The sequence below is a fragment of the Synechocystis sp. IPPAS B-1465 genome, assembly GCF_003015225.1.
Lineage (GTDB): Bacteria > Cyanobacteriota > Cyanobacteriia > Cyanobacteriales > Microcystaceae > Synechocystis.
The window spans coordinates 87,019-110,517 of sequence record NZ_CP028099.1; the positions used below are offsets into that span (position 1 = coordinate 87,019).

General features: G+C 42.1%; 36 protein-coding genes and 1 pseudogene. 19 read left to right on the top strand and 18 right to left on the bottom strand.

The window, feature by feature from the left end; genetic code table 11:
• Positions 1-216 precede the first annotated feature (216 nt).
• From C7I86_RS18850 to C7I86_RS17920, 3 genes are all read left to right on the top strand, one after another.
• A complete protein-coding gene (locus tag C7I86_RS18850) occupies positions 217-513 on the top strand; it encodes a hypothetical protein (protein WP_148284601.1) in 297 nt (98 codons plus the stop codon).
• A 69-nt stretch (positions 514-582) separates the two neighbouring features.
• Positions 583-1,002 carry a DUF2267 domain-containing protein gene (locus tag C7I86_RS17915; protein WP_011153624.1) on the top strand — a complete coding sequence of 140 codons (420 nt, stop codon included), beginning with the start codon at positions 583-585 and terminating at the stop codon, positions 1,000-1,002.
• Positions 1,003-1,095: 93 nt separating this feature from the next.
• A complete protein-coding gene (locus tag C7I86_RS17920) occupies positions 1,096-1,812 on the top strand; it encodes an SDR family oxidoreductase (protein WP_011153625.1) in 717 nt (238 codons plus the stop codon).
• Between the two features lie 71 nt (positions 1,813-1,883).
• On the opposite strand, the gene C7I86_RS17925 is transcribed toward C7I86_RS17920, so the two are convergent.
• From C7I86_RS17925 to C7I86_RS17935, 3 genes are all read right to left on the bottom strand, one after another.
• Positions 1,884-2,741 carry a metal-dependent hydrolase gene (locus tag C7I86_RS17925; protein WP_223211230.1) on the bottom strand — a complete coding sequence of 286 codons (858 nt, stop codon included), beginning with the start codon at positions 2,739-2,741 and terminating at the stop codon, positions 1,884-1,886.
• Positions 2,681-3,235 (bottom strand): hypothetical protein, encoded by a 555-nt coding sequence (locus C7I86_RS17930; protein WP_011153627.1) that lies wholly within the window; start codon positions 3,233-3,235, stop codon positions 2,681-2,683. Before C7I86_RS17930 ends, C7I86_RS17925 begins: the two co-directional genes overlap by 61 nt.
• Before the next feature lie 99 nt (positions 3,236-3,334).
• Positions 3,335-3,583, bottom strand: a complete 249-nt coding sequence (locus C7I86_RS17935; RefSeq protein ID WP_011153628.1) for a hypothetical protein — start codon at positions 3,581-3,583, stop codon at positions 3,335-3,337.
• 371 nt (positions 3,584-3,954) lie between these two features.
• Here C7I86_RS17935 and C7I86_RS17940 point away from each other — a divergent pair, with 371 nt between their 5' ends.
• Together C7I86_RS17940 and C7I86_RS17945 are read left to right on the top strand one after the other, a co-directional pair.
• On the top strand, positions 3,955-4,200 hold the full coding sequence (locus C7I86_RS17940) for a hypothetical protein (RefSeq protein ID WP_011153629.1): 246 nt from the start codon (positions 3,955-3,957) through the stop codon (positions 4,198-4,200).
• A 136-nt stretch (positions 4,201-4,336) separates the two neighbouring features.
• Positions 4,337-5,674 carry an NAD(P)/FAD-dependent oxidoreductase gene (locus C7I86_RS17945; RefSeq protein WP_223211231.1) on the top strand — a complete coding sequence of 446 codons (1,338 nt, stop codon included), beginning with the start codon at positions 4,337-4,339 and terminating at the stop codon, positions 5,672-5,674.
• A gap of 112 nt (positions 5,675-5,786) precedes the next feature.
• Here the strand turns inward: C7I86_RS17945 and C7I86_RS17950 are convergent, their stop codons facing one another.
• The 6 genes from C7I86_RS17950 to C7I86_RS17980 form a co-directional block, all read right to left on the bottom strand.
• Positions 5,787-6,218 carry a type II toxin-antitoxin system VapC family toxin gene (locus C7I86_RS17950; RefSeq protein ID WP_011153631.1) on the bottom strand — a complete coding sequence of 144 codons (432 nt, stop codon included), beginning with the start codon at positions 6,216-6,218 and terminating at the stop codon, positions 5,787-5,789.
• A complete protein-coding gene (locus C7I86_RS17955; protein ID WP_011153632.1) occupies positions 6,215-6,502 on the bottom strand; it encodes a type II toxin-antitoxin system prevent-host-death family antitoxin in 288 nt (95 codons plus the stop codon). The genes C7I86_RS17950 and C7I86_RS17955 overlap by 4 nt, the downstream gene beginning before the upstream one ends.
• Positions 6,503-6,637: 135 nt before the next feature.
• Positions 6,638-6,847 carry a recombinase family protein gene (locus tag C7I86_RS17960; protein ID WP_011153633.1) on the bottom strand — a complete coding sequence of 70 codons (210 nt, stop codon included), beginning with the start codon at positions 6,845-6,847 and terminating at the stop codon, positions 6,638-6,640.
• Positions 6,844-7,848 (bottom strand): YafY family protein, encoded by a 1,005-nt coding sequence (locus C7I86_RS17965; protein WP_011153634.1) that lies wholly within the window; start codon positions 7,846-7,848, stop codon positions 6,844-6,846. Before C7I86_RS17965 ends, C7I86_RS17960 begins: the two co-directional genes overlap by 4 nt.
• Positions 7,849-8,237: 389 nt before the next feature.
• The gene (locus tag C7I86_RS17975; protein ID WP_011153636.1) at positions 8,238-8,531 is read right to left on the bottom strand and encodes an HNH endonuclease; all 294 of its coding nucleotides are present in this window, start codon (positions 8,529-8,531) and stop codon (positions 8,238-8,240) included.
• Positions 8,532-8,678: 147 nt separating this feature from the next.
• Positions 8,679-8,885 carry a hypothetical protein gene (locus C7I86_RS17980; protein ID WP_011153637.1) on the bottom strand — a complete coding sequence of 69 codons (207 nt, stop codon included), beginning with the start codon at positions 8,883-8,885 and terminating at the stop codon, positions 8,679-8,681.
• Between the two features lie 220 nt (positions 8,886-9,105).
• On the opposite strand from C7I86_RS17980, the gene C7I86_RS17985 reads away from it, so the two are divergent.
• The 3 genes from C7I86_RS17985 (at position 9,106) to C7I86_RS17995 (ending at position 10,474) form a co-directional block, all read left to right on the top strand.
• Complete coding sequence (locus tag C7I86_RS17985; RefSeq protein WP_011153638.1) at positions 9,106-9,543, top strand: DUF6088 family protein; 438 nt, start codon at positions 9,106-9,108, stop codon at positions 9,541-9,543.
• Positions 9,536-10,138 (top strand): nucleotidyl transferase AbiEii/AbiGii toxin family protein, encoded by a 603-nt coding sequence (locus C7I86_RS17990; RefSeq protein WP_011153639.1) that lies wholly within the window; start codon positions 9,536-9,538, stop codon positions 10,136-10,138. The genes C7I86_RS17985 and C7I86_RS17990 overlap by 8 nt, the downstream gene beginning before the upstream one ends.
• A 120-nt stretch (positions 10,139-10,258) precedes the next feature.
• Positions 10,259-10,474, top strand: coding sequence for a hypothetical protein (locus tag C7I86_RS17995; RefSeq protein WP_041428265.1), 216 nt, complete (start codon positions 10,259-10,261; stop codon positions 10,472-10,474).
• A 297-nt stretch (positions 10,475-10,771) separates the two neighbouring features.
• Here the strand turns inward: C7I86_RS17995 and C7I86_RS18005 are convergent, their stop codons facing one another.
• Positions 10,772-11,194 carry an arsenate reductase family protein gene (locus C7I86_RS18005; RefSeq protein ID WP_011153856.1) on the bottom strand — a complete coding sequence of 141 codons (423 nt, stop codon included), beginning with the start codon at positions 11,192-11,194 and terminating at the stop codon, positions 10,772-10,774.
• Between the two features lie 401 nt (positions 11,195-11,595).
• On the opposite strand from C7I86_RS18005, the gene C7I86_RS18010 reads away from it, so the two are divergent.
• Positions 11,596-12,201 (top strand): ParA family protein, encoded by a 606-nt coding sequence (locus C7I86_RS18010; protein ID WP_011153642.1) that lies wholly within the window; start codon positions 11,596-11,598, stop codon positions 12,199-12,201.
• Positions 12,198-12,431, top strand: a complete 234-nt coding sequence (locus tag C7I86_RS18015; protein WP_011153643.1) for a hypothetical protein — start codon at positions 12,198-12,200, stop codon at positions 12,429-12,431. The genes C7I86_RS18010 and C7I86_RS18015 overlap by 4 nt, the downstream gene beginning before the upstream one ends.
• A gap of 115 nt (positions 12,432-12,546) precedes the next feature.
• Here the strand turns inward: C7I86_RS18015 and C7I86_RS18020 are convergent, their stop codons facing one another.
• From C7I86_RS18020 to C7I86_RS18030, 4 genes and pseudogenes are all read right to left on the bottom strand, one after another.
• Complete coding sequence (locus C7I86_RS18020; protein ID WP_011153644.1) at positions 12,547-12,963, bottom strand: cytidine deaminase; 417 nt, start codon at positions 12,961-12,963, stop codon at positions 12,547-12,549.
• A gap of 382 nt (positions 12,964-13,345) precedes the next feature.
• Positions 13,346-13,741, bottom strand: a complete 396-nt coding sequence (locus tag C7I86_RS18855; protein WP_223211237.1) for a hypothetical protein — start codon at positions 13,739-13,741, stop codon at positions 13,346-13,348.
• Positions 13,692-13,850: pseudogene (locus C7I86_RS19330) on the bottom strand (hypothetical protein); the annotation flags it as partial. The gene C7I86_RS18855 and the pseudogene C7I86_RS19330, both read right to left, overlap by 50 nt.
• Positions 13,780-15,270 carry a hypothetical protein gene (locus C7I86_RS18030; RefSeq protein WP_011153646.1) on the bottom strand — a complete coding sequence of 497 codons (1,491 nt, stop codon included), beginning with the start codon at positions 15,268-15,270 and terminating at the stop codon, positions 13,780-13,782. The pseudogene C7I86_RS19330 and the gene C7I86_RS18030, both read right to left, overlap by 71 nt.
• Positions 15,271-15,794: 524 nt before the next feature.
• Here C7I86_RS18030 and C7I86_RS18035 point away from each other — a divergent pair.
• Positions 15,795-16,133 (top strand): helix-turn-helix transcriptional regulator, encoded by a 339-nt coding sequence (locus C7I86_RS18035; protein ID WP_234376123.1) that lies wholly within the window; start codon positions 15,795-15,797, stop codon positions 16,131-16,133.
• A 35-nt stretch (positions 16,134-16,168) separates the two neighbouring features.
• Here the strand turns inward: C7I86_RS18035 and C7I86_RS18040 are convergent, their stop codons facing one another.
• The gene (locus C7I86_RS18040; RefSeq protein ID WP_041428267.1) at positions 16,169-16,399 is read right to left on the bottom strand and encodes a hypothetical protein; all 231 of its coding nucleotides are present in this window, start codon (positions 16,397-16,399) and stop codon (positions 16,169-16,171) included.
• Between the two features lie 243 nt (positions 16,400-16,642).
• Here C7I86_RS18040 and C7I86_RS18045 point away from each other — a divergent pair, with 243 nt between their 5' ends.
• A complete protein-coding gene (locus C7I86_RS18045) occupies positions 16,643-17,065 on the top strand; it encodes a hypothetical protein (RefSeq protein ID WP_199303660.1) in 423 nt (140 codons plus the stop codon).
• 57 nt (positions 17,066-17,122) lie between these two features.
• Complete coding sequence (locus tag C7I86_RS18050; RefSeq protein ID WP_011153649.1) at positions 17,123-18,256, top strand: hypothetical protein; 1,134 nt, start codon at positions 17,123-17,125, stop codon at positions 18,254-18,256.
• Positions 18,257-18,734: 478 nt separating this feature from the next.
• Here the strand turns inward: C7I86_RS18050 and C7I86_RS18055 are convergent, their stop codons facing one another.
• Positions 18,735-19,025 carry a hypothetical protein gene (locus C7I86_RS18055; protein ID WP_011153650.1) on the bottom strand — a complete coding sequence of 97 codons (291 nt, stop codon included), beginning with the start codon at positions 19,023-19,025 and terminating at the stop codon, positions 18,735-18,737.
• 43 nt (positions 19,026-19,068) lie between these two features.
• Positions 19,069-19,353 (bottom strand): hypothetical protein, encoded by a 285-nt coding sequence (locus C7I86_RS18060; RefSeq protein ID WP_011153651.1) that lies wholly within the window; start codon positions 19,351-19,353, stop codon positions 19,069-19,071.
• Between the two features lie 165 nt (positions 19,354-19,518).
• Here C7I86_RS18060 and arfB point away from each other — a divergent pair, with 165 nt between their 5' ends.
• From arfB to C7I86_RS18095, 6 genes are all read left to right on the top strand, one after another.
• On the top strand, positions 19,519-19,932 hold the full coding sequence (gene arfB / locus C7I86_RS18065; RefSeq protein ID WP_011153652.1) for an alternative ribosome rescue aminoacyl-tRNA hydrolase ArfB: 414 nt from the start codon (positions 19,519-19,521) through the stop codon (positions 19,930-19,932).
• 154 nt (positions 19,933-20,086) lie between these two features.
• Complete coding sequence (locus C7I86_RS18070; protein WP_011153653.1) at positions 20,087-20,509, top strand: putative toxin-antitoxin system toxin component, PIN family; 423 nt, start codon at positions 20,087-20,089, stop codon at positions 20,507-20,509.
• Positions 20,510-20,512: 3 nt separating this feature from the next.
• The gene (locus tag C7I86_RS18075) at positions 20,513-20,728 is read left to right on the top strand and encodes a toxin-antitoxin system HicB family antitoxin (protein ID WP_011153654.1); all 216 of its coding nucleotides are present in this window, start codon (positions 20,513-20,515) and stop codon (positions 20,726-20,728) included.
• Positions 20,729-20,748: 20 nt separating this feature from the next.
• Positions 20,749-21,567 (top strand): Rpn family recombination-promoting nuclease/putative transposase, encoded by an 819-nt coding sequence (locus tag C7I86_RS18080; RefSeq protein WP_011153655.1) that lies wholly within the window; start codon positions 20,749-20,751, stop codon positions 21,565-21,567.
• 147 nt (positions 21,568-21,714) lie between these two features.
• On the top strand, positions 21,715-22,485 hold the full coding sequence (locus C7I86_RS18085; protein ID WP_011153656.1) for an Rpn family recombination-promoting nuclease/putative transposase: 771 nt from the start codon (positions 21,715-21,717) through the stop codon (positions 22,483-22,485).
• 564 nt (positions 22,486-23,049) lie between these two features.
• The gene (locus C7I86_RS18095) at positions 23,050-23,265 is read left to right on the top strand and encodes a hypothetical protein (protein ID WP_011153658.1); all 216 of its coding nucleotides are present in this window, start codon (positions 23,050-23,052) and stop codon (positions 23,263-23,265) included.
• A gap of 83 nt (positions 23,266-23,348) precedes the next feature.
• On the opposite strand, the gene C7I86_RS18860 is transcribed toward C7I86_RS18095, so the two are convergent.
• Positions 23,349-23,498, bottom strand: a complete 150-nt coding sequence (locus tag C7I86_RS18860; RefSeq protein WP_158711138.1) for a hypothetical protein — start codon at positions 23,496-23,498, stop codon at positions 23,349-23,351.
• Position 23,499: the final 1 nt, after the last annotated feature.

Consider the following 23,499-nt stretch of genomic DNA (forward strand, 5'->3'; position numbering starts at 1 on the left):
AGCATTACAGTTAAGCTGATTAGTAACCATAACAGTTGCTGAAAAGTAAACTGTATCCATAACAATTTATTGTAACTGCATCTTTCTTATTTGAAATAAATGAGTAAAATTTTTATATAAGTCGATTAATTCTTTTAAAAAATAGAATAGTTATTAATGTCCAATTAAATAATTTAATGCTATTTTATTGCTCCACTAAATTTCATTTCTGAAAAAATGACTAATCAAAACTTTTGTGAAAATTGTGTAAACACAATAAAAGATTGTCTCTCAATTATCAGTCCATTTCATGAAAAACTCTATTTTTTGCAACGCATCAAAGAAAGAATAAATGGGCTACTTTATTCATTAGTAAATATATTAGCCTACTGTAACGAACCCAAAATATCTAGAAAAGTTAGCCGCTACGGTGATATATACTTTGAAGTTTACGATCCAATTTTTAATAAGCATATGAGTTTTGGTTCTGAACAAGAAGTTAGAACTTGGCTAGAGCATAGATGTCATTATTAAATCTATAAAACTTATAACTAGGGCGGGCTATAATTATGTGGAAACACTAAAAAGCCCAAAGAAAATATTATGCCAGTACCTGCAGAATATCAGCGTGCTTCAGATAATTTTTATGAGTATTTAGTAGATACCCGTAACATAGCAGGATTATGGAGCACACATGTAGCCTATACGATGACCCAAGGTGTTTTTCAAGTATTTCGCCGGAGACTTTCTACAGAAAATGCTATTGCTTTTGCCAATGTTTTGCCAGTCTGCTTAAGGGCTCTTTTTGTCACTGACTGGAATATACACGAGTCTAAAAAACCTTTTGGAGATTATGCAGAGATGATTCAAGAAGTGAAATTATTGCGAGAGGAACACAATTTTTCTCCTGATACGGCCATTAGAGATGTAGCTATTGCTTTGAGGAAACATATAAACGAAAAAGCTTTTCAAAAAGTTCTTTCTACTTTTCCTAAGGAAGCGGCTGATTTTTGGAACGTATAAATTTTCACTTATAAACTAAATACTATTTGGTCAATTAAATTCTTATTTGGATTTTCAAAGGACAATATTAATTATTTATAGGAAACTAAACCAATGAAGTTAATGGTTATTGGTGCAAGCAAAGGACTTGGTAAAGCATTTGTTGAGGGATTATGTTCTGACGGTGATATGGTGATTGGTGTATCCCGTAGTCAACCACAAGATTTACGATTACCTGAGTCTATTTTATTAGACTGGATTGAGGCTGATTTAGAAAAACCTTTGCAAGCTATACAAATCCTTAAAAAATATACACCGAATGAGCTTGATGTACTTATTTACAATTTAGGAATATGGGAAAAAACAGCATTTTCAGAAGAATATAGTTTCTTGGATGATGAAGATAAAAGCTTGATTGATATGGTGAATGTTAATATAACTAGTGCCATTCTCGTTTTGAAACACCTTATCCCAAGGTTACTTAAAAGTTCTCAACCTAGGCTAATTCTGACTGGATCAACATCAGGATTGCGACAAAGTGGGAGACCAGAAGTTACCTTTGGCGCATCAAAATTTGCGCTTTCTGGAATTGCTGATGCATTACGAGAAAGCTTTAGAAGTGAAGGCTTGGGTGTTACCTGTTTACAACTCGGCTATCTCAACACAGAAGATTCGCTTCAAGTTCCAGTAGCTGAAGCTGCCCAGAGAGGAAATGGGGAACTTATTCCCCTGCACGATGTAATCAATTTAGTCAAAGCAATCATAAACATGTCAAAAGCATCTTATGTGCGTGAGCTTGTGCTTCCAGCAATACAAGATGAAAGGTTTTGAGGTATTTGCCGAGGAGTAAAAATTGCTTTATGAGACTGAACAGAATTTTGTGTAGATGACATTCAGTATGACTAATCCTCCCCGGTGCCCAGCACCAGCAATTTAACCTGTACCACCTGATTTCTGAGCCGTGACCATTCCCGAAAAGTTGCGGCTTTTTGCCGGTCGTAGCTACTCAGTTGGGCCAGATAGCGTTCACTGTCCCCTTCTCCAAAGGGGTAGGAAACCTTGGCAATTTCGAGGCGTTGCTTATCCCGCTTGGCGATCGCCACTACGAAGACCATCAGCCAATATTCAGCGGCACTGCCAGTGGAAATCCTCAGATTACGATTACCGGGGCAAACACAACGCACCCCCAACGGGTAAAACATTTCCACCCCGGATTTGGTGAAGCAGTCCAAAAACCAACCGGCAAAATAGCCAATATTAATGGCATGGATAATTACTAGGGGAATCACCGGGGCCAAAAACCAAAGCCCGTAGGACACCACCGCCAAAGTCAGGGAAGCTAATAGGGAATGGGTTGCACTGCGATGGGAAAATCTTTGCTCCAGGGGCCGGGAAATAAACGGTAATATCCGACCGGCGGGACTGGTGCTGATGTCGATGTCCGGCAACAGACTGGCGATCGCCATCAGCAGGGTTTTGGGGGTAGCTGGTTCAAAGTATTGGCACGTCACCCCATCGGATAACAGTCGTTCCCACACCTGACGCACCAGATAGGTTTTACCCATGCCTTCCCCCGATGTCACCAACACTGACCGAGCGGAATAAAGGGAATGGAGTAAACCTTCCAGCTCCGGTTGCCGATAACAGGCTTCGACTGCTGGCTGGGCCACTTCCTCTTCGTTCCATTGATCTAGATCATCTAGGCCGCCAGTTGACCATGGTTCTGGTTGCTCTGGTAAGCCTTCGCCTTCGTAATCCATTGGGAAGCTATCACTAACGGGTTCTGGGGCTTTGGGGCGATGGCCACCTTGGACTGCTCCACCTGGGCTTGGAGATCCGCCGGTAAATGTTGGGGATTTTTCAGGATTTCAGCAGTTAGTAAATTCTGGGCAATTAAGATCCCCGCCGCTTGATTTTGGGCCGCCCGGATCAGCTCAGCGTGACCCAGTTCCTCGTCCCCTTCTAGGGCATCAAAATTAATCACTTCCCCATATTGTTCTAGTTCTCCTTCATCGGTGATCATGGTCAATTGTCCTGGTTTGGGATAATCGGCCATTTTGCCCCCATCACTTATCCAGCGATGCAGGTTATCAAGTTCAGCCATTTGTTCATTGGACAAACTGAACAAATCATCAACTTTGTCCAACGAATAGCCTAAATATTTCAGCCGATTGAACACCGTTGTCCGGGCTACCCCGTAGGATTTTTCCAGTTGTTGTACAACGTCACCTTTGGATTTTCCAGCGATGGACATTTTTTTAATCTCCCAAATATTTTTTTGTGGAACTTGTCGTTTAGGGGATTCTATATGACAATTTTTTTCTGTCAAGTCCAATGCTGTCCAACGCTGAACTTAAATTTGTCCAACGTAAAGGAGTAAAAATCCAGCGGCGATCCGTCGGACAAATTGCCCTTTGCCAGTGGACAAAATCTTGTTTTCGCTGGACAAACGCTGTAAATGTCTAGTGATTTGTCTAACGCTCTTGTTGCACAAACTGGACAATTCTTCCTTGGTCTTTGGACTGTCCAGCGCATCTAGTATTAGTTGGCGGACAACCTCACCTTGTTTGTGAGTAGGCCACTCATTGGGGTTAAAGTCCATAGTGAACTCCTTAAAATTAGTAATTTATATTGTCCAATAGCTAAATAAAAATGACCACAAATATTGGAAAATTTAACTTTCTTTAAAGCTTTGCTGATTTATCCATTAATACTCTGACAACCCTGGTTAACTGCTGAGTTGATTGTTGGAGATGCTGTTAAGTAGGGTCTAAAATGTAACGATATTTACCAATGTCAGTAGCAAATTTTAGACAAGGTAATAGATCCCAATAATTTTTACTAGGGGTTTCTAACCTGGCGATCTCTACCAAGTCTGATTAAAGTTAGGTGGGCAAGGCCCTATCTGCCCAAATACTTTTTACTGCTGTTCAATGGTGCCGGTGATTATTACCATCAATCTCGTGATCAACAATGATTAACCAAGCTATTCAATTAGCCCAACTATTTGGCAATCTCTTAACTATGGCCGATTACAGCATGGCTTGCGCTTTGCTATCCCCGGAACGGCAACGGCAATATCCACCCATGGAACCGAATGATGTCGTCTGGTTATACGTTTCTTTAGAGGGGGAAGATTTTGTGGAGGCTGTATCGGTGATTATCGAAGATCGGGAAGGAAAATTAGCAATTCGTTGGCTTGAGTGGGGTAGGCCCTGAATCCGTTACTCTTTACTTGATACCTTAAAGACAATCTAAATTGTCTCTATTTGATTTTTAGTGTTCTATGTTGAATAAAGTCTACTGAGGGCATGAGATGATCAGGCGACGAAGTTTTTTTAAACTAAGTCAGTTAATGTTTGTAAGTTATTTGCTTAGTACCAGTTGTGGCAAAAATAACACACCTGTTACTGCGAATGATGCCCCATCTATTTTGATTATTGGTGCGGGTTTGGCGGGTTTGGCTGCTGCCCAAAGCTTAATGAAACAGGGCTATACTGTACGAGTATTGGAAGCAAGAGATCGTCTTGGCGGACGGACTTGGACAAGTAATTATTGGGATGATGCGCCATTAGATATGGGAGCATCTTGGATTCAGGGTACTGAGGGCAATCCGATTACTGAGCTAGCTGAAAAAATTGCAACACCTTTGGTAATGACTAGTTACGATAATGCGATCACCTATGAGGTTGGGGGTCAGCCGTTCACTGCTAAAGAAGATCGAATTATTGAACAATTAGAAAAAAAATGGCAAGGGGCGATCGCCACCGCTCAAAATGGAGATGGGGATCAATCTTTGCAAGCCGTCATTGAAAATGTATTCGATCTAGAGAATCAACCCCTTGAAACTAAGCAAATTATTGATTGGTATATGAACAGCACTATCGAACACGAATATGCTGGCAGTCTCAAAGACACATCAATTTATTGGTTTGATGGGGATGGTGGTTTTGGCGGTGATGATGCAATTTTTGTGGAAGGATATCAGGCGATCGTGAATTATTTAGCAAAAGATATTTCCATTGAATTAAATCAAATTGTTGAATCTATTGATTACTCGGAGGAAATCCCGAAAATTATTACCAATCAAGGGGCTTATACCGCAGATCAAGTTATTATTACGCTACCCCTTGGTGTTCTCAAATCAGGACAGGTGAAATTTATTCCTGAACTGCCATCTCCTAAACGTAAAGCAATTAAAGCTCTCGGTATGGGTATTTTAAACAAGTGTTATTTGCGTTTTCCTAAGGTATTTTGGCCAAAAAAAGTAGACTGGATCGAACAGGTTCCCACAGAACGGGGTTTGTGGTCAGAATGGGTTAATATTTTCCGAGTGAATCAACTGCCGATTCTGCTGGGTTTTAATGCAGCAGATGAGGGCAAAGAAATCGAAACCTGGACAGATGAGGAAATTATTAAAAGTGCAATGAAAACTTTAAGGCATCTTTTTGGTGACGATATTCCAGATCCTACGGATTATCAAATTACCCGTTGGCAATCTGATTCTTTTAGTAGAGGATCCTATTCTTTTAATGCCCTTGGTAGTCACCCTGATATGCGGGATCATCTGGCCAAATCTCTTAATGACCAAATATTTTTTGCGGGGGAAGCGACAGAGCGTGATTATTTTGCTACAGCCCATGGTGCTTATTTATCTGGCCTCAGGGTTGCTGAAGAGATCAATAATCTTTAACTCTCCAAAATCAATATATAAATATTCTATTTACTTTATTGGCAGGGGGCGTGTTTCAGCTAGTTTTTGCTATTGAAATTATGATCTCTGGCGATCGCCATCAGGAAAAATTTTATTGGGCAAAAAGGAATGGATTAAAGACGGGAACCCCTGATTTTTCAAAGTCCCCTACATTGCGGGTCACAACGCACAGATCATGGACAACGGCGATCGCCGCAATAAATAAATCCGGTTGACTGAAGGTATAGTTTTGCTTGCGTCCCTTTTCCACTAGCCATCGCCACTGCAAAATTACATCTTCATCTACTCCCAAAAGGCGATCTCCAAACCAGGGGCGTAAAACCTGATCTAGCCATTGGTTTAATTCCTGACGAAATGCTTCATCTTCAGCCTTTTCTATACCAAAACGAATTTCCGCCATCGTAATGGTGCTGAGATAAAAGGAGGTGGGCGATTGGCGATCGGCCCAAGCTTTCACCGCTGGATGACAATTTTTCTTACGCAGTTCTGAAATTACGTTGGTATCCAATAGCCAACCCTTCATAGCTCCAATTCTCTGACGGGACTTTGGACGCTGGAATGCTCAAAATCGAGGCGATTCAATGGAGATTGGGAAAGAAATTCGTGGATATTGGGTTGGGCCATCAAGGGCAAAAGTTTAGCAAATTGGTCAGCAGCAAGAACCACCACGGCATCTTTGCCGCGCACTGTAACAAGCTGGGGATTTTCCCCCTGGGCTAAGCGTACCAGTTCGCTAAAACGGGCTTTGGCATCTTCCAATTTCCAAGTTTGCAGGGCATCTAGACCTTGGGTTGCTGAATTAGTCATTTTATTACCTGACTATACCTAGTCAGATTCTAGCCTAAAATTCTCCCTATTCGTATTCAATTTCCAGCTTTTTAACTGAAGACCAGCAGTGAGCCCCCTTAATGAGAATGAGTAATTGTAAAAAATGTCCCTCCTTTACAAAAAACCACCATTTTTACTTAAAAATTCATGTTCTCTATTGATAATATTACTTACAGTCTTGGCATACCATCTTCCCCCACGGGACGTTTTTACCCTCGACTCGTTCAGTCGCTTGGCGATCGCCGAATATAAAAAATAATTGTGATCGGCATTAAGCACTGTTCCTTTAATGGGAAAAGCAAGATCAATAAAATTAGTCATCATTCAAAATCTCCTGTTTCGTTTTGTCGGGCTATCACCTCAGTCTCTTCTTGAAGTAATTTGACCAACTCCGGTGGTGACTTGACCAAAGCATCCTTGCCATAACCCAATACCCAACGCTTCACCTCCTGAAGCCCTCCGACCTCTAGGTGTAAAGTCAGAGAACCATCATGGTGTTCATCAATTACCTGGGAATGATGCCATTTCCACTCCCGAATATAGGGAGCCACCTTACAAGTAAAGTCAATCACTACTTCGTGGAGGCAATTGCCTTTTTCTATCTGAAAGGCATTTTTACTGTACTTTTTCCAATCAAAGTTAGGGTTAGGCTCAAAATATTCATCTAGGATGCGATACTCTCGAATACGGTCTAAACGGAACTCCCTAAACGCCTGACGATTATGGCAGAAAGCCACTAAATAGGGATTACTACCCCGATAAATATCTAAATAATAAGGATCAACAATTCGTTCTGATTCTTCATTTCTGCCTGCTGTGTAGTAACGTATCCACAACTGACGAGAAGATTTCCAAGCTTCATGCAATATCTGATAAATATCTGGGTCAAGATTTAACAATTCTGCTCCAGGTCGAAAGTTAATCTTTTCATCAACTAACTTCTCTAAATTAACCCAAACTTTTTCAGGCAAACGTGTCGCCAATTGTTTAATGGATGATTTTAACTCAGCTTCGTAGGCAGTACCAGAATAGGCTTCTAATGCCTTTGCGCCCAACGTCAAAGCAAACAATTCCCCTTGGGTCAAAGGGATTGTTGGTAAACGCCAAGTATTATCCGAATAGTAGTAACCTTTAGACTGATTAAATTGAATAGGAGCATTAAATCTATCTCTTAAAAAAGCAAAGTCGAGACGAATCGTTCTTTCCGCTACACTTAATTTCTCAGCAATTACTTTTGCTGTATAACGAATAGGTGAGCGAATATATTCATCAATTGCTAGTAGTCGTTCAAGCTGTCGAGGGGAAAGTACATTTTGAGCCGTCATTGATTGGTCATCTCAACTCATTACTTACATCCTAAAATACAGCCCCTGCAAAAAACTTTCAGCGTATAAAAATATTATTTTCTAAAGCCGCCAGCCGCTTCTCAATACGACTAACCCTCTCCACCAGGGGCAACTTATCGTTATCCCCAACATAAGAGGCAATAGGAGCCAGAACTCCCTCAGTTACCGTCAAGCCCTGGTGGTCAAGGTAAGACTGTAACTGGCTTAGCAGTGGATCTGGAACCCGGATAGATAATCGCCGACTTTTCATAACTGACGATAGATTTTTACTGTATGACGGAATGCTAACGTAAAATAAGATCAGCCGTTGCAAAGTCTTAACAAATCGTGATAGTTAAACAAGGAAAAGTTTGGCTCATTCCTATCCCCTAGTAAAATTCCAACGATAATTGCCCCAGTGAAATATTCCCCTGTTGCCTACGGTGGTAATAAAGGTGACAGAGGGAGCATAAAGCCATCAAATTACTAGGGGAGTTATTACTTGGATCATAATCACAGTGATGAACCGCCATCCTGAACCGATACCGTTCTTCCTTTAATAACCCCTTCCCCTCCCCCGGCTTGAGGCATTGCACCCCGCACCGTTCACAGACCCAGTTAACGGACTGCTTTTTGCTCAGGGCCAACTGGGGCCAGTTAGGAGAATAATGATCACCTTTCATAAATAACTTGTCCAGCGAAAATAAAGGCTACTGGACAAAAGAAATTTAGATAGAGTAAGGGTTTTAGATATGATGTCCAGTCTTTTAACCAAAATGTCCAGTGATATGTCCAGTTAAAACTGGATAGATTAAACGGTAATAGCCAGTTTAAATTTTCTCGACAATCCAGGCGGACTGATTACCGATTTTGCCCGATCGCCGAAATATCCAGCAACCCCTAGTAAAAGTTTCACCCTTGGGCTTAACCCCTAGTAATTTTTTAATCTCCGTAGTGCTCAAAATCCAATTATGGGTGGCAGCTTCTTCCAATTCTCGATGTTTGTCCAGTGGCGATCGTCGATTAAAGGACTGCATTAAGTTAAGCAGAGTAAGGGTTTGGGGGTTTATATCCAGTGTGTCCAGGGAGTTGTCCAGCCCAGACTTGACAATATCCGGTAAAATTTCCAGTCCAAAGCTTACAGTTTCAACGGGGGTGGTTTTGGCGATCTAGACTGACAACTTAAGATTCAGGATGGGGTTCTTTAACTACATTTCCCATAAAATGTAGCTATCATCTGTTGATAGCCCATTCATAATGCGAAGACGCAGACCTACCAGGCGAAGGGTTTCTTCGCGAATTGTCACACAAAGCATTGCTGACCAAATTGCTAATAGTCAGCAACAGGTATTTATGCGTCAAGATTTTGAGGATTTGGGTAATTATGAGCAGGTAGGGCGATCGCTACGCAGTTTAATACAACAAAATCAGCTAATTCGGATTGGCCAGGGTTTATACGCCAAGGCCCAGATTTCTCCTCTCAGTGGCAAACCAGTTCCCAGACTTGGTATCAAAGAATTGGCCAAAGAGGCCCTACAACGTCTTGAGGTGGAAACATTTCCTTCGAGCTATGAAAAGCAGTACAACGACGGAAAAACGACTCAAGTTCCCACTGGTCGTGTAATTGGTGTTAAGGGAAGAGTACAAAGGCGCATTGGTTACAACGGCAAATACGTTAAGTTTGAGCATGTCTAGCACCCTGGCAATCACAGAAATTATCCAGGCGATCGCCGCTGAGTTCGTTGTTGATGAATGCTTTATCGAGAAAGACTGGTACGCCATGCGGATTATTGGAGTATTGAGCCAAATTCAAGATCCCACATTTCAATTAGTCTTTTCTGGGGGAACCAGTCTTTCTAAGGGCTTTGGTTTAATTCAACGTTTTTCTGAAGATCTGGATTTTAAGGTTAAAATCATCAACAATCACCCGCCTTCTAAAAATCGGCAACAAAAACAAAGAAAAGCTTTTCGGGACAAGATTTTAGAAAATCTAGAACAATATCAAACAGATTGGCAAGTAGATCTAAATGCTTTACAGAAGGGGAATGAATCAAAATTTTTTAAAGTCCCAATTCGCTATCAGCCCCTTTTTCAGGTGTCTAATTCCCTACGTCCCCATGTACAGTTGGAAGTCACATTTGAATCTCCCGCACTGGAGCCAGAGCTAAAAGATCTTCAGTCCTTTGTCGGAAAAGCTCTCAAACAACAACCAGAGGCAATTAACTTCCCCTGTGTTAATCCAATTGAAACAGCAGCAGATAAGCTCAGTGCTTTGGTCTGGCGGATTTAAAATCGCAATCGTAATAGTAAAAATGATGATGCAACCTTAGTAAGACACTTACATGATTTAGGCGCGTTAGCAAACTTAATTCAGAGGTCCAAGAATTTTCCTCAACTCGTTTTAGATTGTTTGAGTAATGATAAACATCGTGGGGACAAAGAAACCGCGATTACAGAACCTCTCGAAGCTATTGACTTTTTAGTACAAATTTTTGAGATAGATGGTGAATATTCAAAAGAATATAAACAGTTTGTCGAGGGAATGTCCTATGCTGAGGATTCTCAAAGATTAGGCTTTTCCCATGCCTTACAGGTACTGATAAATTTGAGATTGCTCTTTGAATGATAGTCATTTCAAATAAAGCTGAGACGCTAAACACTACAATGAAAGCAGATAATTTCACCCTCCTTTATATCTCCTCTGGTTCAATTTTTGACGTAGGAGATCGCCGGTTGATAACCCCTTCCCCTTCCCAGGTTTGAGGCATTGCACCCCACACCGTTCGCAGACCCAATGAACAGACTGCTTTTTGGTGATGGCTATATTTTTCCAGTCGGGAGAATAACGGTCATCCTTCATCAACTCCACAAACCCCTAGTAATTTCATCAAACTCTTAACCTGCATAGGTTTTAGGGAACTATCTAGGTGTAAACGCGATTTCCCCGTTCATCTATTATGAGTTCGCCATCTTCTTTGGCAAATGGGCCAGAAGGCCAATGATCCAACAAATCTAAAACCACCTCACTAGGACGACAGAGCCGGACTCCCTTGGGGGTACAGACAATGGGCCTGTTTACCAGAATCGGATACTCCACCATCGCATCCAATATTTGAGCATCCGTGACGGTTTCTTCTAAGAGATTCAGTTCAGCGGCAGGAGACTTGGTTGTTCGTAAAGCACTACGGGGAGTTAAGTCCGCTGCCGCAAATAGACCCAACAATTGGGGTTTTGTCCAACCTTCCTTCACATACTCAATAACCTGGGGTAAATAACCCGCCGCTTCAATCAACTGTAAAACGTTTCTTGAGGTGCCACAGTCGGGATTGTGGTAGATAACGATCATATTTTCGGTCAATCCTAGATGTCACATTAATCTTGTCTAAATAATAGGGTTTTTTGGCATAACCACCCTTTTAAGGGAACTGTGGGCCACATATTCCCAGCTAATTAGAGATTGACAGTCACATCATGAAGATCCGCTTCGCAGTGCGCCGTCCAGTCAGGAGAATAGCGATCGCCTTTCATCTTAAACCCCTAGTAATTTTTTAGTCATAACTTGAAACCCCTAGTAAAAAATTAGAGGACAAAATACAGCCGGGCACCATGGTACATTGTCAATGATATGCATACGCAAATAATCAAGGAACAAAACCTAGACAGGATAAGGTCTTAGAATGCGTACTCACATAACTAGCTTATCAAACTGCTGAATCGTTAATTATTTAAACTTTCAAACAACTAAGTATGATTATTACCGTTGCCAGTTTTAAAGGCGGGGTAGGCAAAACCACAACAGCAGTTCATCTCTCGGCCTATTTGGCACTTCAAGGAGAAACGCTATTAATAGATGGCGATCCAAATCGCAGTGCAACTGGGTGGGGTAAACGAGGATCACTCCCTTTTAAGGTGGTCGATGAAAGACAGGCCGCCAAATATGCCCCCAAGTATCAAAACATTGTGATTGACACTCAAGCTCGGCCTGAAGATGAAGACCTAGAAGCCCTGGCCGATGGATGCGACCTATTGGTGATTCCGTCGACACCAGATGCCCTGGCCTTAGATGCTTTGATATTGACCATTGAGACATTGCAAAAATTAGGGAATAACCGTTTTCGGATTTTGCTAACCATTATTCCCCCTTACCCCTCGAAAGATGGTGACGAGGCTCGACAGTTACTCACCACTGCGGGATTACCCCTATTTAAAAGAGGAATTAAACGTTATTCCGCCTTTCAGAAGGCATCCCTTAACGGTGTTGTTGTTTCTGAGGTGAGTGATTCAAAAGCGGGTATAGCCTGGTCTGACTACAAAGCCACTGGAAAAGAAATTGTTGAGGAAATTTTGATATGAGCAAATTTAAAGGGATTTTGGACAGTCACAAACAAACGGCCCCAGCAGAAAGCCAAAGAAAAACCAAAACAAGAGGTAAGCGTAGCGATCCAGATTATGAGCAAGTCTCTGCCTATATCCGCAAGGAAACCTATAGGAATGTCAAAATTGCCTTGCTCCAAGAGGAAGAAAAGCGAGACTTCTCCGATTTGGTTGAAACCCTGTTATCTGAATGGTTGAATAATCAGTAAGTTGAGTACGCAAGTTAGTGGACAATCATAATCTCAAAAACCTTGGCTTCAAAAGCTTCTACGCAAGTCAGCAATTATTCGTCAACTTGCATACGCAACAGGGCAAGTTATTTTACTAGGGGTTTGTGTTCAATCCACCAACCCGACGTAAATCTTGTGGGCCAAATGACCAGGGCAATAATTCAGCCATTGGTAGCGGCCCGGTGGGGGTCATAACTTGTAATTCCTTACCGCCATGCTCCAACAAAACCTGACGACAGCGGCCACAGGGAGCAAGATAATTATCCTGACTATCAACACAGACCACTGCCAGTAAACGTCCCCCGCCAGTAGCTATCAAATGGGAAACCAAACCACACTCGGCACAAAGGGTTAAGCCATAGGAGGCATTTTCGATATTACAACCAACAACAATTCGCCCGTCATCCACGAGTCCTGCCGCCCCCACTAAAAAATGAGAATAGGGGGCATAGGCATTTTGTCGAACCTCAATGGCAGATCGATGTAACTGCTCCCAACAAATATCAACCATTGGCAAAATCCCATGATTATCTATCGGTGACTCTACTGCACTTTCAAACTACCCAACAATCTCAAAAAAATTACTAGGGGTTTCGAGAACAAAACGGATTCTTTCAATGTAATCAGAAACCACTTATGGCAACTGACTAAATATCCAAAAGTCCAAGTACGCAAATAAGCAGACTCAAGAAATAGTCAAAATCATTGTAAACAGGGCTTTTACGCAAATATTTGGTAATTCGCATACGCATCAGGCTACAAACTCAACTAGGTGAAAGTTCAGTTCATCCAACAAAGATCGGCTAACAGTCTCCAAAAATTACTAGGGGCTAATTATGCAATCCACACCAGTCCATCGGAAGAGGCTAACCGATCGCCGTTGTGGGGTTTAATTAGTCCGTCGCCTTGCCAAGATATTGCAGAATGAGGACTACATCCACTTTCTTTCTATCCCATTCCTCCACCACATCAAGCTTATCCTTCGGGATATACTTTGACCCCTTGTGCTGTCTGATGCCATTCTCCCAAAGCTCATAGTGATAGTAGTACTGCTCATAGGATTTTTTGCCGGAGCGGGTCTGTTTTTCGCAATAGTGCAGTCGGATATAACCACTACCCTGGCCTCGAGATCGCCGGGGGCGTACTTCCGGTAAGGGCCATCGAAGTTTTATTTTCACCCTGGGGCCAGTGATGCTGGAGGATGGCGTGACAGTCGGGGTCGATTTCAACAAACTGAGTTGTTTGTATTTTTCCTCCGGTTTGTTCTGCGGCCAGGGTGAATCCCCCACATCCGGCAAATAGGTCGAGGTGTTTAAGCTTTCCATGGCTAGAACTCCTCACAGTGGATAATTTGGTCAGTTTCGGAGCAGTATTTGTAATTTGGCGATCGCCGAGCATAGTTAATTGCTTCCTCCCGTAGGGCCGGGTCATAGAGCCATTGATTGAGACGTTCCAGTTCGGACTGGGGCTTGGGGCAAACCTCCCGCTTACTACCAAAACCCTTGAATAAACCCTGCATCATTTGCCGGAATGCTTGGGCTTGCTCTGGGGCCACCGGCTCCGGTTCGGGCTGACGCTTAAACACCTTCAAGCGAGTACCATCGGGTAGGGTCGTATATTCCGGGCAGTTATCAGTAGCGGCCAGCTCGGCTCCCTCAAGATTTTTATTAGGGGATAAGTTTGCAACTGGTTCCACACTTTCCAAACCCCTAGTAACTGCTTCCAATTCCTCGGTGGGACTTTCGCTTTCCCAAGGGGAGGGTTCACATTCAGTGACCAGGGAACAGGTTTCAGTAGTGGCCAGCTCGGCTTCCTCAAGATTTTTACTAGCGGATAAGTCCGCCACCGGCTCCACACCTTCCAAACCCCTAGTAACCTCCTCCACACCAGGCAAAAGCACTGGCGACTGAGTAGCAACCACCGCCACAGGGTTAATTTCTGGGGGTAAAACCGTCGTCACTGCCCGTTGATGGGTGATTAGGTTCTGTTGCTGGTCTTCAGGGATTTGACAGCCATTAGCGAGGCGCATTTGGGTATTTTCCACCCGATGAATGAATTCTTTCTGATACTGCTCCCACCGAATGGGCAAATTAGCTGGGTCTTTCCTGAAATGGGCCAACACATCCGCCTGCTTGTCGTGGAAGTCTCCGCCGTAACGCTTCTGCCAGTTCTTCGCCAACCAATCCCGGAAGTTGGGGTCTAGCTTGCCCTCAATGCTCCAGGGGCCATCGGGGAGCCAATCAAAGCTCTGGTTCTTCTTGGTGCGCTTTTTAGTACGACCGGCGGCGGAATATTTTTCCTCTCCCTGACTTGTCGCTATGACAGATGAGTTTTGACTAATTTCTGCCGTAGCTGGTTTTTCTGGGATTTTTGGCTTAATTCCATTACCTTGTCCATTTGTATTTATTGACCGATCTGGAATTTTCTCTTTTCCCTCGCTCTGGTCGTCTGAAGAGTATGGGAAAGTCTGTAAGTCTGTATATAAGGAGGAGTCCCATTTTTGGAACTGGGGATTGCAATTTTGGGACTCGATTTCCAAGTTTGGGTCTTGAGTCCCATTTTTGGAACTGACGCAAAAGCCGACTATCCTGTGGCTAAATAGTAACCCTGCATCAACTAATTGATTTAGGGCACGATAGAAAGTAGTCTTGCCGATGCCCAGGACTTCCTTGGCCCTTTCCCAAGTGATCTGCACCTGGCGGTTCCCAAAGGGATCAAGGCGGCAAATCCATAGCCAGAGCTTATGGGCGGACTTTGGTAAATCGGCGGCGATTAACTGATCGATGGTTTGGCTGGTTAGCTTGTAGAATTGAGTCATATTAAATGATTTTTTGGGGGCGTTGGGTGCTCAAGGCCCTCCGCCTTTTTTATTTGGGTAAAGGATAAAAATTGTGGAAGTAAGTTCCTAAATTGCAATTTGATTTTCAGCATTGAGCCATTTTTGGCAAATTTGAGGTCTATTTGCGTGAATTTACGGAGATAAGGCGCTGATCTGATTGATGCAATTAAGTTCTGAAAGTGTCTAGTTGCAGGTATAAAGGCTTAAGGTAAACCTATGCTAAATAAATTAGATACTGTTTAACTGAACAGCCAGGAAAAGAACGTGCCTTGATATACAAAAACTCATAAGTTACATGAATCCTAGTCATAGATGTTTCTCTGGAGTATCCTGAGTTTCCGCCAATGCTGGCTTAAAAAGCTGTGGCATAATAGTTATGGGCTGGGTAACTATGGAAGGCTTATTGGGAATGCCTTCGACGTTATGATAGGATGCTCTTGAGGGAGCAACCTTTTAATCCTCACATAAAAGTATATTCTAGATTATCGTTGTTGGGTAAAAAAATGGACTTCTCAGAGATTTTTAACCAAAAGTTAAAGCATTGGCGAATATCAGGGAGAGCCTTAGCAGTTGCATCTGGTCGCAGTGAAACAAATATTTCTCAAATCCGTAATGGTGTAGTAAGTCCTTCAATTTCTGACTTTCAGGAATTGATTCGCATTTGTGATGATCTGAAGCCCGGTTTTGCTTCCGACTACTACTCGTCACTTTCTCCTGTAGCTTTTTCCCCCGAGCAATTTATTACCCATCTGGATTCTTCTCAATTAGCCTCATTAATGTCTGCCATTGGTCAGCGGATTAAGGATTATGGACGTGATGCTCAGTTTTTGAAGGCTAGTTAATTTTCCTCTTTCTAGATCGCCGGATAATAGGTTAATCAAAGATGGTTTAGGCCTTTCCTGGATTCTGCATTGGAGCTGGGATCGCCGTAGCTACCGCAATCAATGTCTTCGGTGCCAGTGGCCTGCCTGGTCAAACTGCGGTCATCCCCATGGATCGTGAGGGAGCCGGTGAGGGTGAGGCGATCGCCAATCTGTTGGGTGTCAGTTGAATGGCACCCCCTTTTAAGAATTTTCTCCCGGGCCTCCGTCAGATGGAGGAAGTACAAATTTAGAAGTGCGATAATCTCACTTTTCGTATTCTTGGACTTTATGGAGGACCTCTCTATCCTTTTCTAGTGGTGAACTAGATGGTGTTATTGAGATTTTTTTACCGTTTCAGACAAATTAGGAAAACTCAGTGAACGTAAAGAAATATTACATTTTAGAAATATCTTAGATTGTGTTTCTAGAGTGCGTATATCTTTAAGGGTATATCCATCGTGCAAATAAACTACTACACTGCAAAACCTATGAACAATCCTCTTCTCATGCTCAAAGACAAGACTGGCTCAATGAAAATCAAATTACTTATTAGCTTATTAATATTAACCCCAATTACAGCTTTAAGCAGCGTTGTTTTTGCTCAAAGTATGCATTCAGAACAGTCTAAAAAAGCAGAACAAAACTCGGAAGCAGCATTTGATTATGCTGGTTATTATTATGTCGAAACTTATTGTCAAGCAAGGTCGTATAATAAGCCCCATTTTGATTCTGTTAAAAATGCTACCTCTAGTTACAATGATAGGTTTAAAGTTTATATGAATAGGAATGGTGTTACAAATACCAATGCAATTGCTACTGCTTCTCAGCAAATGTTCTTTAGAAATGGTCAAGTAATTACCAACGCTATTAAAGAAACTTGTGCTTCTGTAATGGTAGGAACTGGTAGATAATTTGAAGATTAATAATTACTATGAAATTACAACAAATCAGTAAAAAAATACTTATTATTGATTGTACAGGTTACTTCTGGTTTTTTAGTTGTAGGACTTATAGCATTATTCGTATTTTATAGAAATCAAAATTATTCTTATATCGAGCTAGCTGAAAATCTTATTAATTCTTATAGTGCCCAGCAATCTACAGATGATATTAATAACCTAGAACAGTTGATTTTAGACCATGAAATTATAATTAAAAAACTTTCTGCAATTCGTAACTGTCCTTTTTTACCCTACGAGGCTGCACAAGATTATAAGCAAAAAATTGAGTTATCTTTACAACAAATAAATGAAAAAAAAGAAAATTTAATTCTTCTCAATGAATTAAATCAAAATTTTAACGAAGCTCAGAAGCTGGCTGGAGAAGCTATTAATTTAGCTAAAAATCCTCCTCATTCTATTGAAGTATGGCAAAATATCATCGATAAATGGCAACAAGCTATTATCAGATTAAATAAGATTTCTGTAACCGGGTTAGATGAGAAATTTTTATTAGAAATCAATAATAATAGAAATTTTTATGAGAAAAATTTATCAATTGCCAATCAAAGTCTAGAAAATGAACGAACTGGAAAATCTCTTTTTGCTACTGGACAAAAATTACTTAATGAAGCTCATCAGCTTAGTAATGATAACTTATTAACTAATAAGCAAAATGCTTTTAAAAAGCGTATTGAAGGAATTAAGAAACTTTCAGACATACCACCTGGAACTACATTTTCTAAAACTGCTGAGGGAAAAATCAAACAACATGGAGAAATAGTAAATGTCGAATTGAAAAAAAGAGAAGAAAAAACAGACAAAAAACAACCAGTAGAACTGGACAAAAAACCAGAAGTACAATTAACTAACGGAAATAAGATAAAAAACCCGATAGAAGATTATTTTAGAACAGTTATAAATGGCGACCGTGAAGAAAAATATTGGTGTAATTCATTCGTTGAACAATCTTTCTTCTCTCCCACGGATTACAAAATTTTAGGTGATAATTCGATTAGTAACGATCAAAAGGGTGCCATATATAAAATCAGGGTTAATGCTAGCAACGCAGCTGGACAACCAATTATTGGTACTTATAGATTCTACTTTGAAAATAAAAATGACAAGTGGTGTATTTTCGCTTTTGAAAAAGTAAAATATTAATCTCCACTATAGAATCAGCGCACATCACACTAGAACCATCGCTATCTAGTAGTGTATGGATTGATACTTGTCCTTCAGGGGCTACATCATTCTTGTTAAGTTTTGTTTAAGCTATTCTCCCACTGTCAATTAACCATCTGGGGCATAAGCTTTGTTTATTCTATCTACTGCTTAGCATAATCTACTCTTATTTCACTATAATCTACCCTTATTTCGTCGTTTTTATAAGTTGCAATAAGTATAAATACTCCCTTGCCTTTAATCGATAGTAATGGTGGTCATGTGCCCCCTCGGAATTATGTTAAGGCAGTTTAAATTTACGTTGTGCCGATAGGTAAAGTGTGACTCCTAACTTCTCTACCGATTCATCAGTTTGAGCTTGGGGAATGGTAGCCGGTTGCTCCAAGCAGAATGCAAGTAGATCCCGCTGTTGTGTGAACATATTTAGCAATCAAGGCCAATGAAATAAAACCTATTCTTAAGGGTTGGCATTCCTTGCTAGGTAGGTGATTATTCCCCCGATGATTGCACCTCCAAGAGTTAGACCGATTTGCTTCCAGTTTTTTAGCTCCCCAACTTTTTCGGCCAGATCTGGGATTTTTTGAATTGATGGCTCCAATGTGTCCAACTTAGTTTCCATCTTGGTTTCCAGTCTAATCAAGCGATTATCGATACCTGCAAGCTGTCCTTTCATTTCAGCCTGTCCCAGCTTCAACTCAACAATAAGATCTTTTAATTCTTTGAGGTCTGACTCGGTAACAGTGGACATAGTGCTACACTCCAATTAAATTTTGTGCAATAGATGGGGAGAGTTAGCGGCTCTCCCTTTCTACTTTCAGGGTAACGGATTGGCGGCGATCGCCATTAACCGGGTCGTTTTCTTTTCTAATCGCTTTGCCCAACAGTCCCAGCAATCCACCAACCAGGGCAAACAGGATGCCAACAATCCAGTTAGTTAGTCCGCCCACCCTGGTTTTAATGACATCAAGCCGTTTATCTATGCCCGCTAACTGAGCCTCCATTCTTGCCTGGCTCACCTTGACCTCAATGACCAAGTCTTTCAATTCCTTTAGGTCTGTATCAGTAACGGTTGCCATGGTGAGTTAGAATTCCTTTTGCGTATCAAATAGGATGGGGAGATTTAGTGGCTCTCCCTTTCTGCTTTCTAGGGTAACCGATTGGCGGCGATCGCCTGGGTTTCCATACTTTTTCCAGGGCTAACGATTCCTCATTTTTGTCATAGGTGAGAAAATAAAAATATTATGTTGCAGATAACTAAAAGCCTCAGTATTGCCCTAACAGAAATCGAAATGACCGCTCTTCGCTCCCAGGGAGCAGGAGGTCAAAATGTGAATAAAGTGGCCTCCGCCATTCACCTCCGCTTCGATATTGGGGCATCCTCTTTACCCGATGTGTATAAGGAACGGTTGTTAAACCTTAATGATCAGCGCATTACTAAAGATGGCATTGTGGTTATTAAAGCCCAATCCCACCGTACCCAGGAGCAGAATCGAGAAGAAGCCCTAAAACGACTCCAAGGGTTAATCAGTAGCGTTATAACTTTACCTAAACCACGCAGGCCCACAAAACCAACCCGCAGTTCCCAACGAAAACGTCTGGATGCTAAAACCAAACGCAGTGCAGTTAAGGCCCTAAGAAAATCAATTGATGAGTAGAGTAGTTTTCATTAGGCGATCGCCATCACGGATGAGCCTTTAAACCCCTAGTAAAATCCTGCCTTAACCTCTGGTAACTCATCCCAAGCCGTTCGCCGCCAATGACTGGAGAAGAAAATTTAACAATGACAGTGTATGTGCTATCATTTGCTTTGTGAATAACCGAATTGTCATTGACACCAGCGTTTTTGTGGGTGCCTTGATTGGTTCTCAGGGGCCAAGTAGGGAACTAATTAGACGTTGCTTGCTGAGTGAGTATCAGCCGCTTATGGGAAATGCTTTATTTGCCGAGTATGAAGCTGTAGTGGGTCGTAAAGAGATTATCAGTCAATGTCTTTTGAGCCGCACTGAGGTTATTAGTTTACTAGAGGCTTTGATGTCAGTTTGTGAGTGGATTAATATTTACTATCTGTGGAGACCCAATTTAAGGGATGAGGGAGATAATCATTTGATTGAGTTAGCAATCTCTGGTAATGCCCACTATATTGCGACCAACAATGTTAAGGATTTTCAAGGAACAGAGTTAATTTTTCCTCACTTGTCCATTTTGAAACCAGAGCACTTATTGAGGGGCTAAACCATGGGTACTTTAACGATACGGATGCCGGATGATAAACACTCCAGACTTAAGCAGCTTGCAGAGTCTAGGGGAATTAGTGTGAATAAGTTAGTTGAGGAGCTTTCAACCATTGCTCTGACTGAATTTGATGCTTATAATCGTTTTCGGTTAATGGCGGCCCGGGGTAGTGTAACTGAGGGCTTAAAGCTTTTGGATAAGTTGGATGGATTAGATTAAACCCTTAGTAAAATTTGGGTATGTTTGACAATCTCTGCAAATTCCTCGCTGAATCATTTTCCGAAGACTATGCCGCCTGGTTGCTGGGACGACCAATCAAATTGACCAAGCTCAGTCCAACAGAATTATCCCTGGAGCCAATTCGGGCTGACTCCCTGATTTTGGAGCAATCGGAAGACTTGGTGTTGCATCTGGAATTCCAAACGGAACCTGACCCCACCATGGGGTTTCGGATGTTGGACTATCGGGTGAGGGTTTACCGCCGTTTCCCCCAGAAGACGATGCACCAATTTGTCATCCACTTAAAGCGTAGTAATAATGACTTGGTTTACCAGGATAGTTTTCAAGTGGGAGAGACTTTGCACCGTTACCAAGCGATCCGGCTCTGGGAGCAACCCTCGGAGATATTCCTCCAAAGCCCAGGGCTATTGCCCCTAGCGGTATTGACGCAGACCTCTGACCCTACATTAAAATTGAGAGAAGTAGCCACTGCATTGGAGCAGATTGAGGATAATCGAGTTAAGGCCAATCTCATGGCAGCAACCTCTGTTTTTGGAGGGATTCTGCTGGCCCCTGAGCTGATCAAGACAATTTTAAGGAGTGAAATTATGAAGGAATCCGCTGTTTATCAAGAAATTTTAGAGGAGGGTAAAATTGCCGGCAAATTGGAGGGTCGGTTGGAAGGAAAATTAGAGGGCAAACTAGAAGGTAGGCTGGAGGCGAAACTAGAAACCATACCCCTGTTGAAGAAATTAGGTCTTACAATTGTCGAAATTGCCAAGGAGTTAGACATTGATGTTGAACTGGTTAATAAATTCGTTGCTAACCAAAATAATTAAGAGTTGACATGGCCATTCGCCGGAATATGGCTTGACTTCTATTTTGGCGATCGCCTATAAACCCCTAGTAATTGTTGCCAAAGTTCTCAACTATCAGGGCGAATCAAATCGATTGGGACTTTTGGCGATCGCCGGTAGAATTTGGATATGTTTGACAATCTGTGCAAATTTCTGGCCGAATCCTTTTCCGAAGACTATGCCGCCTGGTTGCTGGGACGACCAATCAAATTGACCAAGCTCAGTCCGACGGAATTATCCCTGGAGCCAATTCGCGCTGACTCCCTGATTTTGGAGCAATCGGAAGACTTGGTTTTACACTTGGAATTCCAAACGGAACCTGACCCCACCATGGGTTTTCGGATGTTGGACTATCGGGTGAGGGTTTATCGCCGCTTTCCCCAGAAGACGATGCACCAATTCGTCATCTACCTGAAACGTAGTAACAATGATTTGGTTTATCAAGACAGTTTTCAGTTAAGGGAGACTTTGCATCGTTATCAAGTCATTCGGCTTTGGGAGCAATCATCGGAGACATTTCTGCAAAGTTCAGGGCTATTGCCCCTAGCGGTATTGACGCAGACCTCTGACCCTACATTAAAATTGAGGGAAGTAGCCACTGCATTGGAGCAGATTGAGGATAATCGAGTTAAGGCAAATCTCATGGCAGCAACCTCTGTTTTTGGAGGGATTCTGTTGGCCCCTGAACTTATCAAGACAATTTTAAGGAGTGAAATTATGAAGGAATCCGCTGTTTATCAAGAAATTTTACGGGAAGGGGAACAACGAGGCTTACTCAAGGGCAAATTGGAAACCATACCCCTGCTCAAGAAATTAGGTCTTACAATTGCCGAAATTGCCAAGGAATTAGATATTGACGTTGAACTCGTTAATCGGTTTGTCGCTAACCAGAACAATTAGAAGTTGAAATGGTCATTGGACTAAATATGGTTGATCTTTTGGCCATTACCGTAAACCCCTAGTAAAACTTAGCGATCGCCTACAACATCCTCAATGCACGGTGGTAATCCACGGTGCCACTAAATATAGACCCCACAGAAAGCCGGGCTTTAGCTGGGCGCACTTTGCCTCCCATCATTAACCAGCAAGAACTTTTGGCAATCGCCATTTACCGATTAGCGTGGTGCGGCGCACAAGGGGCAACCATCGTAGAATTCCCCGCAAGGTTTAGGGTTGTTCCTTTGGTGTTGAGCAATGATTTTTCCCCGCCGCTATACCGGCAAACCCTGTGGAATGGGGGAATATCAAAGTTCAGGCTTATCTCTTGCTGTCTTGCCCCCACTCGGGGGGCCGCCGGTCAGTGACTTTGTGCCTTGATAGTTAGCTTTCGTCCGGCGGGGGGGTGGGGAGGCAGTAAAAAAAGGGAGGGACGACGACCACAAAGTGCCGGGAACCACATCTTTATTCTTACCTTCCTGATATTAAAGTTTATTCTTTTTTCTTGGTTTAAATGAAACTAGAAATATGCTCAAATTTATAGGCATTGCATTACTTGCTGCATTGGTAGGCTATGCTTTTGGTGTTATGGCTGGAATCTTCATTGTCAATAATTTCTCCACTAATGTTCAGGATAAACCCTTGGAATTAGCGATGACCTCAATCTTTTTCTTTGGCCCAGTGGGAGCTTTGATAGGATTGATTATTGCAGTTGTGTATCAACTTTTACACCGATATTTATGAGTTCTTTATATCCCTGATAAAAAATATGTTTAAAAAATCTTAATTGGATCTTTGAAATATATGATTGATTATGGATAGATCGCCTACATTCTCAATGCACGGTGGTAATCCACGGTGCCATCAAATATAGACCCCACAGAAAGCCGGGCTTTAGCTGGGCGGACTTTGCCTCCTATCAGTAACCAGCAAGAACTTTTGGCGATCGCCAGTTGGTAGGCTTTACGCTGCGCCATC

Bases quoted from the DNA above. Each gene is read 5' to 3' on its own strand.
- C7I86_RS17940 (WP_011153629.1), top strand. From the start codon at position 3,955: ATGATTAACCAAGCTATTCAATTAGCCCAACTATTTGGCAATCTCTTA.
- C7I86_RS18045 (WP_199303660.1), top strand. From the start codon at position 16,643: ATGAACAATCCTCTTCTCATGCTCAAAGACAAGACTGGCTCAATGAAA.
- C7I86_RS18030 (WP_011153646.1), bottom strand. From the start codon at position 15,270: ATGACTCAATTCTACAAGCTAACCAGCCAAACCATCGATCAGTTAATC.
- C7I86_RS18075 (WP_011153654.1), top strand. From the start codon at position 20,513: ATGGGTACTTTAACGATACGGATGCCGGATGATAAACACTCCAGACTT.
- C7I86_RS17980 (WP_011153637.1), bottom strand. From the start codon at position 8,885: ATGCAGTCCTTTAATCGACGATCGCCACTGGACAAACATCGAGAATTG.
- arfB (WP_011153652.1), top strand. From the start codon at position 19,519: ATGTTGCAGATAACTAAAAGCCTCAGTATTGCCCTAACAGAAATCGAA.
- C7I86_RS17930 (WP_011153627.1), bottom strand. From the start codon at position 3,235: ATGTCCATCGCTGGAAAATCCAAAGGTGACGTTGTACAACAACTGGAA.
- C7I86_RS18035 (WP_234376123.1), top strand. From the start codon at position 15,795: ATGGACTTCTCAGAGATTTTTAACCAAAAGTTAAAGCATTGGCGAATA.
- C7I86_RS17960 (WP_011153633.1), bottom strand. From the start codon at position 6,847: ATGATGACTAATTTTATTGATCTTGCTTTTCCCATTAAAGGAACAGTG.
- C7I86_RS18850 (WP_148284601.1), top strand. From the start codon at position 217: ATGACTAATCAAAACTTTTGTGAAAATTGTGTAAACACAATAAAAGAT.
- C7I86_RS18095 (WP_011153658.1), top strand. From the start codon at position 23,050: ATGCTCAAATTTATAGGCATTGCATTACTTGCTGCATTGGTAGGCTAT.
- C7I86_RS18860 (WP_158711138.1), bottom strand. From the start codon at position 23,498: ATGGCGCAGCGTAAAGCCTACCAACTGGCGATCGCCAAAAGTTCTTGC.
- C7I86_RS17950 (WP_011153631.1), bottom strand. From the start codon at position 6,218: ATGAAGGGTTGGCTATTGGATACCAACGTAATTTCAGAACTGCGTAAG.
- C7I86_RS18055 (WP_011153650.1), bottom strand. From the start codon at position 19,025: ATGTCCACTGTTACCGAGTCAGACCTCAAAGAATTAAAAGATCTTATT.
- C7I86_RS17935 (WP_011153628.1), bottom strand. From the start codon at position 3,583: ATGGACTTTAACCCCAATGAGTGGCCTACTCACAAACAAGGTGAGGTT.
- C7I86_RS18015 (WP_011153643.1), top strand. From the start codon at position 12,198: ATGAGCAAATTTAAAGGGATTTTGGACAGTCACAAACAAACGGCCCCA.
- C7I86_RS18080 (WP_011153655.1), top strand. From the start codon at position 20,749: ATGTTTGACAATCTCTGCAAATTCCTCGCTGAATCATTTTCCGAAGAC.
- C7I86_RS18060 (WP_011153651.1), bottom strand. From the start codon at position 19,353: ATGGCAACCGTTACTGATACAGACCTAAAGGAATTGAAAGACTTGGTC.
- C7I86_RS18020 (WP_011153644.1), bottom strand. From the start codon at position 12,963: ATGGTTGATATTTGTTGGGAGCAGTTACATCGATCTGCCATTGAGGTT.
- C7I86_RS18005 (WP_011153856.1), bottom strand. From the start codon at position 11,194: ATGATCGTTATCTACCACAATCCCGACTGTGGCACCTCAAGAAACGTT.
- C7I86_RS17965 (WP_011153634.1), bottom strand. From the start codon at position 7,848: ATGACGGCTCAAAATGTACTTTCCCCTCGACAGCTTGAACGACTACTA.
- C7I86_RS17920 (WP_011153625.1), top strand. From the start codon at position 1,096: ATGAAGTTAATGGTTATTGGTGCAAGCAAAGGACTTGGTAAAGCATTT.
- C7I86_RS17985 (WP_011153638.1), top strand. From the start codon at position 9,106: ATGCGAAGACGCAGACCTACCAGGCGAAGGGTTTCTTCGCGAATTGTC.
- C7I86_RS18085 (WP_011153656.1), top strand. From the start codon at position 21,715: ATGTTTGACAATCTGTGCAAATTTCTGGCCGAATCCTTTTCCGAAGAC.
- C7I86_RS17955 (WP_011153632.1), bottom strand. From the start codon at position 6,502: ATGACTAATTCAGCAACCCAAGGTCTAGATGCCCTGCAAACTTGGAAA.
- C7I86_RS18010 (WP_011153642.1), top strand. From the start codon at position 11,596: ATGATTATTACCGTTGCCAGTTTTAAAGGCGGGGTAGGCAAAACCACA.
- C7I86_RS17915 (WP_011153624.1), top strand. From the start codon at position 583: ATGCCAGTACCTGCAGAATATCAGCGTGCTTCAGATAATTTTTATGAG.
- C7I86_RS17990 (WP_011153639.1), top strand. From the start codon at position 9,536: ATGTCTAGCACCCTGGCAATCACAGAAATTATCCAGGCGATCGCCGCT.
- C7I86_RS17945 (WP_223211231.1), top strand. From the start codon at position 4,337: ATGTTTGTAAGTTATTTGCTTAGTACCAGTTGTGGCAAAAATAACACA.
- C7I86_RS17925 (WP_223211230.1), bottom strand. From the start codon at position 2,741: ATGGATTACGAAGGCGAAGGCTTACCAGAGCAACCAGAACCATGGTCA.
- C7I86_RS17975 (WP_011153636.1), bottom strand. From the start codon at position 8,531: ATGAAAGGTGATCATTATTCTCCTAACTGGCCCCAGTTGGCCCTGAGC.